Annotated in this window: 8 protein-coding genes and 2 pseudogenes; 3 read left to right on the plus strand and 7 right to left on the minus strand. The window is 60.0% G+C overall.

The window, feature by feature from the left end; all coding sequences use genetic code 11:
- Window positions 1-8: 8 nt before the first annotated feature.
- The 4 genes from AC0L2V_RS22575 to AC0L2V_RS22590 form a co-directional block, all read right to left on the minus strand.
- Window positions 9-971: an ArdC family protein gene (locus AC0L2V_RS22575; protein WP_473521217.1), complete on the minus strand. Its 963-nt coding sequence runs from the start codon at window positions 969-971 to the stop codon at window positions 9-11.
- A gap of 1,141 nt (window positions 972-2,112) precedes the next feature.
- A complete protein-coding gene (locus AC0L2V_RS22580) occupies window positions 2,113-3,081 on the minus strand; it encodes an omptin family outer membrane protease (protein WP_473521218.1) in 969 nt (322 codons plus the stop codon).
- Between the two features lie 345 nt (window positions 3,082-3,426).
- Window positions 3,427-3,882 carry a GNAT family N-acetyltransferase gene (locus tag AC0L2V_RS22585; RefSeq protein WP_473521219.1) on the minus strand — a complete coding sequence of 152 codons (456 nt, stop codon included), beginning with the start codon at window positions 3,880-3,882 and terminating at the stop codon, window positions 3,427-3,429.
- A gap of 1,498 nt (window positions 3,883-5,380) precedes the next feature.
- Window positions 5,381-5,851, minus strand: coding sequence for a DNA -binding domain-containing protein (locus AC0L2V_RS22590; protein ID WP_473521311.1), 471 nt, complete (start codon window positions 5,849-5,851; stop codon window positions 5,381-5,383).
- Window positions 5,852-5,948: 97 nt separating this feature from the next.
- Between AC0L2V_RS22590 and AC0L2V_RS22595 the strand changes: the two are divergent.
- Window positions 5,949-6,194 (plus strand): annotated as a pseudogene (locus tag AC0L2V_RS22595) (helix-turn-helix domain-containing protein); the annotation flags it as partial.
- 427 nt (window positions 6,195-6,621) lie between these two features.
- Here the strand turns inward: AC0L2V_RS22595 and AC0L2V_RS22600 are convergent.
- Window positions 6,622-6,803, minus strand: a pseudogene (locus tag AC0L2V_RS22600) (helix-turn-helix transcriptional regulator).
- Between AC0L2V_RS22600 and AC0L2V_RS22605 the strand changes: the two are divergent.
- Window positions 6,788-7,162 carry a hypothetical protein gene (locus AC0L2V_RS22605; RefSeq protein WP_473521220.1) on the plus strand — a complete coding sequence of 125 codons (375 nt, stop codon included), beginning with the start codon at window positions 6,788-6,790 and terminating at the stop codon, window positions 7,160-7,162. The pseudogene AC0L2V_RS22600 and the gene AC0L2V_RS22605 sit on opposite strands and share 16 nt — an antisense overlap.
- Window positions 7,163-7,371: 209 nt before the next feature.
- Complete coding sequence (locus AC0L2V_RS22610) at window positions 7,372-9,051, plus strand: tetratricopeptide repeat-containing sulfotransferase family protein (protein ID WP_473521221.1); 1,680 nt, start codon at window positions 7,372-7,374, stop codon at window positions 9,049-9,051.
- A gap of 336 nt (window positions 9,052-9,387) precedes the next feature.
- Here AC0L2V_RS22610 and AC0L2V_RS22615 read toward each other — a convergent pair whose 3' ends face one another.
- Both AC0L2V_RS22615 and AC0L2V_RS22620 read right to left on the minus strand, forming a co-directional pair.
- Window positions 9,388-10,524: a porin gene (locus AC0L2V_RS22615; RefSeq protein ID WP_473521222.1), complete on the minus strand. Its 1,137-nt coding sequence runs from the start codon at window positions 10,522-10,524 to the stop codon at window positions 9,388-9,390.
- 316 nt (window positions 10,525-10,840) lie between these two features.
- A complete protein-coding gene (locus AC0L2V_RS22620; protein WP_473521223.1) occupies window positions 10,841-11,488 on the minus strand; it encodes an antitoxin Xre/MbcA/ParS-like domain-containing protein in 648 nt (215 codons plus the stop codon).
- Window positions 11,489-11,504: the final 16 nt, after the last annotated feature.

Raw genomic sequence — 11,504 nt, forward strand, 5'->3', positions numbered from 1 at the left:
GAGCGCGCTCATGCCGCGATCTCGTCTTGTTGCGCGCCTTCGGCCTCGGCGTTAAAGCCAAGCAGGAAATCGGCGGCCTTGGAGGCCAGGCTGGCGGCGCGGAAAATGGCGCGGTTGTCCTCGCGCAGAACGGTGAGCCATGAGCCGATGTAATCGGAATGGCGCACGGTCGGCTCGATGCCGAGCGTCGAGCAGACAAAAGCTGCGGCGATTTCGGCGACCAATTCCTCGCGCGCATAGGTTTTGGAACCGAAGGAGCCGGAGAGGTCGCGCGCCAACCGCGCCGGGTGGCCGGTCCAGTGGCCAAGCTCGTGAAAGCAGGTCCGGTAATAGTCGATCTGGTGGAAGAAAGCCGGCTGGGGCGGCACCTGAATGGTGTCGCTGCCGGGCATGTAGAAAGCGCGGTCGCCGCCGATGCGGAAATCCGCGCCGCTTGCTCGAATAAGCGCCTCGGCCTGCGGAACGATTTCGCGCGCCGGCAGCGGCTCGGCGGCGGCATGGAGATGGTCCGGCAGATTGTCGCACTGCGCAACATTGAAGACGGTGAAGCGCTTCAAGTAGGGCACGGCCTGCGGCTCGTCGCCGTCTGTTTTGGCGCGCTCCTTCTCGTTTTTGGGGACAAAGAGGTCGGCATGCACGATGGTGGTGCCGCGCTCGCCCTTCCTGACATTGCCGCCAAGAGCAAGCGCCTGCCGGAAGGTGAGCCAGTTCTGGCCGGGATAGCTGCGCTCGATGACGGCGCCCCACAGGATGAGGATGTTGATGCCGGAATAGCGGCGCCCGGTGGCGGCATTCCTCGGCAGACCGAGGTCGGCCTTTGCGCTTCCCCATGGCTTGACCCATGGCACGGTGCCGCGCTCCAGTTCGGCAATGATGCGGTCCGTGATCTCCTGATAGAGACTGGCGCCCGGGCGCCCGCCCTTAGCCGAGCCAGCCTCTGCGCTGGCGCAACGCTTGTCGTTTGCACGCATTCCTTCGTCCTCCGCTAACCACTCGCCGCGCCTTTCCCCGGAAGCGGGGTGGGCGGCGAGACGCGACCGGAAAGGCCCGCCGTCGGAGGCGGACCGCATCCGAAGGACCGGAACGCAAGAGGAGGACCCGAAGCGAAGCGAAGGGTTGCGGGATGCCGCGGCGGGCCTAGAAGGGAGTGCCGCCCACCCGCGCCGCCGGGAAAGGCCAACAGACAAACCGCGCCGGCCGACAGGCCGGCGACCGTCAGCAGCCGACAGGCTGCCCGCGCCAGGGGGCGAAGCCCGATGGCCGAGACCGCCTGAGCCTGCCGAAGAAAAAGCGGGCTCGGTTCACGAGCACCCGGCACGCGCCGTCGGGCGCGCGGGCGCGTCAAGCTTAGGCCAAATTGGGTTCTTCCGCATATTTGGTGCAGGGACTACTTTTTTCGGGTGTCCCTTTGTCCGGTTGGGTCAAGCGGCTGCCAGAAGTCGGCTCCGGAGGAGTGGAAAGGCCCGTACATCTGGCGCTTGATCGTCTTGGCGGTTGATCTGGCCTTCGGCAGGGCTCGCACTCCAGGGCTGGGTGATTGCCGCCCAAACAGCCTCAATGTCACGGCTGAGACCTGCTGCAAGGGAAGCCAGTTCGCTGTTCATGGCATCCCCGATCCATTGAGCGAAGGCCTGCATCGTCGTCGCCACGCATCATCGCGGCAAAGCGGCGCGCCAGGTCAGCCGCGATTGAAAGTTCCGGAGCATGTTCATGCAGATGGTGGAGGAACCGCTCGGTCTGCTCACCCGACGTCGCGTGCTTCACGCTCGATCACATCTGAAAGAATCGGGCCATTCCCTCGCTGCCGTGAATATTCGGTGCGACGCGCTCTCAGTCGGCGGTGAACAACACCCGTTGGTACCGATCGTCCGATAAAGTTGAACGCGGGTTCTGAGTGCGGCTCGACGTGTTCTGGAAGCCGATGATTGAAGGCTATCAGCTCACAGCTGTCGCAATGGGCCTATTCGACGGCCCAACCGGTTTGCATCTCTCCAAACACCATTTGTCGGGGACAAGGACGACTGCTGCGAGATCAGAGACGGTCTGCCGCGGAACGACAGCTCGGCTGCGCCGTGCGGACATCGGTTTGGCGTTCCGGTCGAATTCGTTCAATCAGAATGAGGTCTTGATGCCGACCATCACCGTCGCCGCGGTAAAATCGCCGCCGATCCAGTCGTCTTCACCGCCAGTCTCTGCGCCGGTCGGAATGTCATAGGTGTTGTAGTCGCCGCGAGCGGTGAACACCTTTTCGTAGGAACCGGAGACGAAGAAGCTGGTCCGCTCGTTGTACTGGTAGCCGACGCTGCCGCCGACCATCAGAACCGGCGCCGATTCGAAATCTTTCTCGAAGCGCAGGTCACGCCTCCAGTGATGATCGGTATCGCCGGCCGAGAAGGTCATCCCGCCCTTCAGCGCAAAGCCGAAGTTCCAGCGATTCTGGACATAGGTCGCATCGATGCCGGCGAAGGCGACGGGCAATTTCTGCTGGTAGCTGATGCCCTTTGTGTCTCCTGGGAAGTCGCCAACCGAATCCCGGAAGCGGTCAACGCTGTAGACATAGGAGCCGCCAAAGGCAGTCCACTTGACCGAGGTGTACTTGAAGCCACCGTTGACGTTGATCAGCAGCTGGTCGCTGACCTGAAAATCGTGGCCGAGCGCGACGGTTGCCGAATAGAAGTAATCAAGATCGGTGTCGGAATGGCGCGAACGGTCGCTCCAGTCGTTCCAGCCATCATTGGTCGAGAATCGCGGGTCCCAGTCATAGTCTTCCATGTAGCTGTCGCCGCTGAAGGCGATCTGGCCGGAAAGCTTGGCGGTCCAGCCAGTCTCGCTGCGCGCCGTCATCTCGGCTGAAATGACCGGTGAGGTGCTTTCCCAGATAAGGTGGCTCAGCTTCGAGCCGCTGCCGGGAGCCTGATAGAGTAGCTCGTTGGCCTCGATGTCGATGACGCCGACGCCGCCAACGAAAGAGAAATTGGGATTGTAGGGCGCCGGTTCGCTCACCACCGCGTCGCTGGCCATCGCCGGCCAGGCAGCGAGCAACGCTGCCGCTCTACCAAAAACTTTCGCATACAATTTCATGAAACTACCCTCATAGGAATGATCCGTTATTCGGCTATACGCTGCGTAACCGGGTGCACGTCACGTGCGGTCGTCCATGCAGCGCCCCTGTAGGTTGGCAAAATTGCCGCCCTCGGTTCTGTTCCTCAACACTCAAGGAAACGCCGTTAGCGTGACCCGATTGACGGCGGTTTTTGCCGATGCGTTCCGGGCGGTCGGCGTGACGGGAATCTTGCATTATCTGAGGCACACATTTGGGATGACGATGCTGATACGATTGCAGCGGCAGGCAGCGACCACGCCGGACCTCAATCCGCTGAGATCGTGCAGGTTGCTTTGAGCCAGTCCACAGCAGACACTCTGAATCTAGATTATCCGACAGAGCCGAGGGCCGACTTCCTCGAACCCGTTCCGCAGATAGAAATCGAGCGTGCGCTTCCATTTTGGTTGCCCGGGCGCTCCAACCTCAAGTCGTTTCCAACCACGAGCACGGCTTTCCTGCGAGGCGACCTCAAGCAGATGAGGGGCAATCCCTTTGGAGCGCATGTCGGGTCGAACATACAGCTCCGAAATGTAGCCGAACTTGCCTCCTGCATAGATCGCCGTGCATTCATTCAGCACCGTGATGCCGACCGGCTCGTCATCTGCACTTGCGATCACAGCGACCACGCCAGCGTCGGCAAGTACTGTCTCCGCGCTTTGTCTGACGACGTCGGGCGTGGGCGCTTTTCCGCCAGTGAGTTCATCGAGTAGTGCGTGAATGAAACGGGCGACCGTCTCTGCGTCCGTTGCGTTGGCGCGGCGAGTAGATATGGAAGGCATATTCTCTCCTGCTAGTGCTCAAAAATCCCGATTCATGCTGCCATCCGCGCTGGTCCCACTCACTTTTAGATGTAATGTCGGGATAATGAACAGCATTTTTTCGTTAAATATATGTTAAAAAACTGCAAAATAAATATTACAAGCATGCAGGATTCCGGATGACTTGAGGTAAATTGCACAGATAGGGAACCTTCTTACAGAAAAGCAACCAGGTTACTTTGTAACGCAGGGTGAAGCTGCCTTGCCGAGGTAAGATTAAATACATCTCCGCCTCATTTAGCGGCAGCCACGAAAGCCTTTCGGATCACGTGAGGGTCAATCGGATCGCCCTCCAGTGCTGACAGGCAGAGGGTCCACGCCGTTGTGCCAGTGAGGTCCTCTCCGGGTCCACCTCTTGAGCTGCTCAAGGGCTGCCCTCGTGTTGTTGCAGCCATGCCTGACACCGTGCGTCACGAACACCGGAGGGAACAAACAAAGGGTTGCCATGATACCTCCTACTCAGACGAGAGTGATATACGCTCGCCTCCTGGCTGCCGCCTCAAAGGCTTCACGGACCACTTGGGGGACACCCTGCCCTCGAACGCGCGCATGATTGGACCGCTTTCGTCCACCTCGGCCCCTTTGTGTCCCACGCCATGAGTTCCTCAGCGGCACCCTCGACGTGGCTGACCCCATAGCGCAGTCCAGGTCGGTCGGTCTTGACGTAGACTTGTGGGTTGCATGAACGCCCGCGCGCCTCGGAGGAAGAGGACGCGGGCCCATCGGAGGAGACTATCCGATCTTGCAGCTCAGCAGAGGAGGCAAATGCTCCACGATTTGAACTTTCAGCCCGCGCCGAGTTCCATACGAAAGAAAAACGCCGTCTGTAACCAAAACCGGCTGGCCACCGACGCCAGCGCGGGGATTGGAAGGACGCGGGCTGACCGGATCGGAGAACTGAGACTCAATCTCTCGGCACGGGGACCAGTGCTGCGCGATTCACACGCCTTGGCTCGGCCAAAGATTCCCGGACGGAAGACAAAAACCCGCCGCACCTTGAGGCACGGCGGGCTTTTCAGTCGTTCACCAGGCACTGGGGTGTGGGCGGAGGGCATGTGCCCGGATCGGAGGAAATCCTACGCTCGCCAGCTGCGTCGCGTCTACCAACCGGCGGTTGGCACCCTTTAGCCACGGCGGGCTTTCGGTTGGCGAGTGTATGGTGGCGCTTTGCCCTTAAGGAGAGTAGAGTTTCCCGGTCGCCCATACCTTGCTGCAATTGAGCGCTTGAGAGCGAGCAACGTGCTTTCGCCCAATCAGGGAGATGTACGAATGCAGCAGCTATATTCCAACCTCGTCACTCACTATGAAAACGTGGTGTCTTTTCAAGACAGAGTTGTAGGGCATGAGCGCCGGTGCGGACATGTCCTCCCGGAAAGCTAAGCCCTGCTAGAGATTCTGGCCGAGAATTTGGCCGAAGCCCGCCGCGCCCTCGATCGTGTGACTCACAGTCATCACTGGTTCACCGGCCAAGCGGCTGTCTGGCAGCCGAAAGAAGTTCTTCCTCGTCCCTTACGGGCCGGCCAGCGCGGCCGCGAGAGACGGCGCGGCGAATGCGGTCGCGTAGATGATTGCGAGGATCTCTCCAGTCGGCATGGACGCGCCGTTGACCAACCAGCGCTTCGGAGAGCTCGCGATGTGACGCTCCGGCAAGCGAACCGTCGAGCGCACGAAGAACGAAGGTCAAACGGGGACCGCGTCTTTCCGGCGGAAACAAGCGGGCGGGCAGGTGTTGACCCAGACTTAGAGCATTGAGGCACTCGAGCGCCCTCAGGCGGGGCTTCGAAAGCATTGCTGGCCAGATCGCCTCGGTATGAGGCAAACAGGGTGCAAGATGTCCGCGCCAGAGACGGCGAGCTGGAGCGTATGCTCCGTATGGCGAAGAAGAACATGCTGGCTTTTGTCGGGCGACAGCAGGACCGTCGCACGACATGGCAATGCCGAGAGATCGAACGGCAATGTCGCCCACGATGCTGACACCTGTTCTGCGATGACCGGCAGCACATGGACGCACCAGATCGGAGACCAGAATACGAGCGAATTTCGCCCATAAGCCTCGGCGAAACAGGACACCCCAGCGTGACAGGTCACCGGCCGACGTGACCACGTCGAGAGCGCCGCCAAAAGGCTGGATACGCGCGATCCGCGATGCGATCGGCATAGCCGGCGTCCAGCTCGCCGCCCGGCTTGGCGTGCGCCCGCAGACGGTCGAAGCGATCGATAAATCCGAAGCAGGCGGGTCCATCCAGCTCAGCACGCTCCGACGCGCCGCCGAGGGTACCCTGCGCCGCCGTGAGGCCCGACATGGAAGAGCTGCGCGGGTCTGACGACCCGCGCCAGGACGGGAGCCGAATGGCTGAGATGTATGAGCCTGTCGAAAGAAAAGCCGTCGAAGGTGGAGCGCATCCGAAGGACCGGAACGAAGAGGAGGACCTGGAGCGGCAAGTGAAGGGTTGCGGGACGCCGCGGCGGGCCTAGAAGGGAGTGCCCCCACCGCGCGCCACCCGGGAAGGCCATCAAAGAAAAACCGCGACGGCCGAAGGACGGCGACCGTCATCAGCCGGCAGGCTGCCAGCGCCAGGGGGCGAAGCCGAATGGCCGAGACTGCCTGAGCAAGGCGAAGAAGAGGGGGCTCGGTTCACCAGCACCGGCGCGCGCCACAAGGCGCGCGGGCGCTCAGCAGTTTTCTAGAAGTCGAAAGTCTCAGGTCTGCCTGTCGGGCCAAACCAGATCCATGTGGCTGACATCGAGGGCCGCTGCCAGTTCATGTTCGTGACGATGGTCGGATTTCTGCGGCCTTTTTCCAGACCGCTGATGTACTGCTGGCTGAATCCGGAGCGGCGGCCATATTCCAGAGATAGAATTAGCGATGCTACAGCCGAAATCGACTACGCCGATTGCTGACGAAGTTCCCTGGTTAGACATCATCACGAACTACGACAGGCAACATCGCACCATTTACCTAGGCATCCTGGACGCCCGCGCCTACAATGCCAGTGTAAAGGAAATGGCCGATCGCATTCTCGGCATCGACCCGATCCTTGAACCGGTCCGCGCCCGTAAAGCAGTCCGCAGCCATATCCGACCGCGCCAACTGGATGGTGACGAGCGGCAGCAAGCACCTGTTCGGCGGCAGAATACGGCCGGATTGCCACGCCTTTTCAGACGAGAAAGTCCAAGTACGCGCCATTCATCAGTGCGCGGCCACGCGAAACGGCGCGGCGGGATGCGATCGCGCAGGTGATCGCGAGGATCGTTTCAGTCGGAGTGGACGCCATTGGCCGATCAGCATGGAGGGAGGGCGCTGGCGCATGGCAAGGCTCGTTCGAAAAGGGCCTTCTTGCTAGCGCGGCACAGTTGGCCGCGCAAGCTCCCGTCTTGGCTGCAGCCAGCATGCTGGATTCGTCCCGCTCTTTTTGCTAGCGAGATATCTCTTTTTGCTAGCGAGATACCATGAACAATCGACTCCCGCCTGCCTGGTCAAAGCACATCAAGCCCGGACCCGCGCCGAAAGCGAAGGGGCCGATAGTGAAGCCTTTGGTGAGCCCGCAGAAAGCAAGCGGCCAATCGCGTGCGCAGGCCGACGACGCGCTGCTGAAACAGGCATATGCCTTTCAGCAGGCCAGGCGGCTCGACGAGGCTCAGGACCTGTGCCTTCGGGTTCTGGAGCGCACGCCAAATCATCCGCTCGCCTTGTACATCCTGGGGACCATATACCTGGGTTACGACGATGAGAGGGCCTTGCGATATTTCGCACGGGCGGTCGGCGAGGAACCTAAAAACCCCTACTACCACCTCAGCCTGGGTGAGGCCTATGTGAAGGTCAGCGAGTATGCGCCAGCTATCAAGCATATGCAGTATGCCCTGGAACTGAAGCCCGGCCTTATCGAAGCACTTTGTACATTGGGGCGCACTTACACGGCGTTTGACAAACCCGACATGGCTTTGCCGCTTTACGAGAAGGCGCTGAAAATCAACCGCGATCATCCCAAGGTGCGAGCCGGGCTGGCCAGCGCGCTCAGCGGCCTGGGGCGTATGGATGAAGCCGCCGCCTATCTGAGAGAAGCAATCGCACGTCGTATTGGCGTGCCGGCTGCTTACAACGACCTTGTACAGACGCGAAGCTTCACCGAGGAGCCCGAGGAACTCCAATCCATCCTTCGCGAACTCGGTAATCCGAAACTTGGTTCGGAAGGCGCGCAGCAACTCCATCACGCCGCCGGCAAGGTGCTGAACGACCTCAAGCGCTATGATGAGGCATTCGACCATTTCAACAGGGCGAAACAGGCCTCCGGCTACAAGTTCGACATCGACTTGTATCGTGGGTGGATCGATTCGATGATTGAAACCTTCACGCCGGACTTTTTGGCTGCCAGGGCCGGCTATGGAAATCCTTCCGAAGTGCCTGTGTTCGTGGTTGGCATGCCCCGCTCGGGAACGACGCTGACGGAGCAGATCTGCGCCAGCCATCCCGACGTTCATGGTGCAGGGGAGCTTAGCAAACTGAGGCGGGTCGCGAATGCGATCGGTCTCAAGACATCATCGGCTGGAGATTTGAACCAGCCGATGACCTCGATCACAGAAGTCCTGTCCAGAACCTTGGCCGAAGAGCATCTGTCCTATTTGCGCGAGCGGGCGCCGGCTGCACTTCGCGTCGTGGACAAGATGCCACACAATTTCGAACTGATCGGCCTTGTCGGCCTTCTCTTCCCCAACGCGCGCATCATTCATTGCCGTCGTGACGCCATCGACAATTGCGTCTCCTGCTTCTTCCTCAACTTCAGCGAGGCACACAGCTACAACACCGACCTGAAAACACTCGGCCTGTACTATCGCGAATATGACCGCCTGATGCGGCATTGGAACGAGGTCTTTCCAGGCCTTATCTTCGAAAATCGCTACGAAACGCTGGTCGAGGACCAGGAAGCCCAGTCACGCCGCCTGATAGATTATCTCGGGCTGCCTTGGGATGACGCCTGCCTGCGCTTTTTCGACAGGGATGGTTCGGTCAACACGCCCAGCCGCTGGCAGGTTCGCCAACCGATTTACAAATCGGCCGTCAAGCGCTGGAAGAATTATGAACACGAAATTCAGCCGCTGATACAGTCGCTGGGAGATCTTGCAGAGATTTGACTTGAGGTCGGCGGTCCGCATTGCGTGGACCGCGGGGGTCGCAAGCGCATAGATTCGCGGGCCGATTTTTAGCGTGCGGCCGGCACCGGTCAGCATCCCTCCCTTCGTCATCCCAGGGTCTGCGCTCCGCGTCGCGTTCGCTCCGCCGGGATGAGGAAGGCATGGTGGCTGAAGCCCATTCGCCGGCGTTGAGATTTAGAAATTGAAGGCCGCTCCAGCAAAGAACGACGATGGCCGGCATTGCCGGCGTCATGCATCACGGAAAGCGACAGCCACGCCGATACAAAAAAACCCGGCGGTTGCCCGCCGGGTTCGATTTCAGTCAAACGCTACTGATTAGAACGAGCGCTGGAAGCGGAGCTGGCCGCCGAAATTGTCGTCGTCATCGGCACCGGTCCAGTTGCTGACGGTCTCATCACCAACATGGAGGTAGCTGGCTTCGGCCGTGATCGTCAGACCGGGGACGATATCGTAGGCGATATTCGCCACGATGCCGAGATTCTCGCCCTCGTCATAGGAGATCTGGGTGTTGAACGAGGTCTTCTCGTTGATGGTGTAGGTGCCACCGCCCCAGAGTGCCCAATTGCCGCTCCACAGCTTGTACATGCCGCGGCCGGCGGCGGGGAGTGCGAAGCCGCCATCCGTGTAGTTGTCGTCCGTGCCGTAGCCGGCCATGATGAACAGCGACAGGTTCTCCATCGGGGTGACGTCGAGGCGAACCTTGCCGGCCACTTCTTCATAATTGCTGTCGTAGGCAATGACGCCGGTGATCGCGCCCCAGCCCTGCGTCCACTTCACGCCGCCGACGACATGCGGAACATAGCTGTCGATCGTGAAGTCGCCATAACCCTGTTCGAGCGAGACCACGGCGGAGAAGCCGTTGCCGGCGTCGAAATAGTACTGGACGACGTTGGTGTCGAAGCCACCGTAGGGAACCAGCGTATCGTTGAGGACGTTGCCGGCGTAGCCGCTGAACGTATCGAAGGCCGATTCGTCCTTACCGACGCGCAGACCACCGAGCTGGAGCCAGGCGAAGTTCAGCGAAACAGTGTCGGCGTTGCCGGCTTCGTTGAGGAGCGGAGATGTATCGCCTTGGGTGTTGCGGAAGTTGAAGCGGGTCTCGGTGTAGGTCTTCAAGGTGCCGAGCTCGGTTTCCTGGCCGGTCCAGGTCCTCAGCGAGAAGCGAGCACGCTTCCAGTAGGTATCCTGCTCGTCGCCGTCCTCGACGTCGACGGTCCCCGCACCGGTGAATGTGCCGATGTCGCCGACGCCGATGTCGTAGCGGACATAGCCGCCGATGCGCAGGCAGATCTCGGTGCCGGGGATATAGAAGTAGCCGGCGCCGTAGACGTCGCAGATGCGGACGTATTCAGCGGGTTCCGGCTCGGCAACGACGACGGCGTCGGCGGCGCGCGCACCGGAAACTGCGACCAGTGCCGCAGCGGAGCCGAGAAGAAGGCTCTTGATGTTCATTTTGATCTCCTTGAATGATTTGAAAAGGGCGAGGACGTCGATCGACGAACTGCTCCCTTGTCCCCACGAATCGAAAAAGATGCGCATCACGAAGCATCCTTCCCGGCTCGAACGCTATTCACCGGACGGAATAGTGCAAGTTCAAACTCCGCTTCCGACCAAACCTTGCAGTATCAGTTGTATTTTTATCACTAAGTTCTCAGTATTACTTGCACAAATTGAACAATTATACATTTATACAAACCGCACAATTGGTACATTGACTATTTGCGTACGCATCAAATCTGCACGAAAAACCCCCGACGCCTGACCAACGTCAGACATCTCCAATCAGAGAAATGGCCTGGGCGGCCGACACGACGCCTTCTGTGTTCGTATCTTCCCTGAGCAATTCAATAGGAACGCGGCCTTTGAGAAGAGGCGAGGGACTGATCAGCCACAGCCAAGCCAATCTGGGATCGCAGATCGAGGAGAGCACCTGCCGGATTCCGGGCATGGGCCTGCCGTCGATGAACTGAGCCAGGGGAAATACATGCTTGCGGGAGCCTCTTCGAAAGGCAACCACATCATTGTGCTGCTGCCACCAATGCAGCGTTGACCGCGGTATCCCAAAACGTCTCTCGAGATGCGTCGAGCCAGCAACTGGACCGGCCCACTCTGCAATGCGCGAGCCTTCTCTCGGATAATCTTTCAGTACCGAATGCCCGAGCGGATGATCGGCTGGCCGGGGTCGCGAAGCGATTTCACACGCCTGAGCGTTCAGCCGTCGCGCTGCTTCGGCCTCCAGCCTGCCAAGCAATTCAGCGGCCACGGCAGTCAAATCGGCGGAAGCAGGCGCAACAGCTGCCCTGTCAACCTGCCTCGCCTCATCACATTGGGCGAGAATGCGCTGCACCTCCCTCAGGACAAAGCTTGAAAGCTCGCTCTGGCGCTTTTCATTCGCAAGATCACTCGACCCGGACATATGTGGCTTTCCCAAT

This window comes from Mesorhizobium sp. WSM4814 (assembly GCF_055811595.1).

Bases quoted from the DNA above. Each gene is read 5' to 3' on its own strand.
- AC0L2V_RS22575 (WP_473521217.1), bottom strand. From the start codon at position 971: ATGCGTGCAAACGACAAGCGTTGCGCCAGCGCAGAGGCTGGCTCGGCT.
- AC0L2V_RS22580 (WP_473521218.1), bottom strand. From the start codon at position 3,081: ATGAAATTGTATGCGAAAGTTTTTGGTAGAGCGGCAGCGTTGCTCGCT.
- AC0L2V_RS22585 (WP_473521219.1), bottom strand. From the start codon at position 3,882: ATGCCTTCCATATCTACTCGCCGCGCCAACGCAACGGACGCAGAGACG.
- AC0L2V_RS22590 (WP_473521311.1), bottom strand. From the start codon at position 5,851: ATGTCGTGCGACGGTCCTGCTGTCGCCCGACAAAAGCCAGCATGTTCT.
- AC0L2V_RS22605 (WP_473521220.1), top strand. From the start codon at position 6,788: ATGCTACAGCCGAAATCGACTACGCCGATTGCTGACGAAGTTCCCTGG.
- AC0L2V_RS22610 (WP_473521221.1), top strand. From the start codon at position 7,372: ATGAACAATCGACTCCCGCCTGCCTGGTCAAAGCACATCAAGCCCGGA.
- AC0L2V_RS22615 (WP_473521222.1), bottom strand. From the start codon at position 10,524: ATGAACATCAAGAGCCTTCTTCTCGGCTCCGCTGCGGCACTGGTCGCA.
- AC0L2V_RS22620 (WP_473521223.1), bottom strand. From the start codon at position 11,488: ATGTCCGGGTCGAGTGATCTTGCGAATGAAAAGCGCCAGAGCGAGCTT.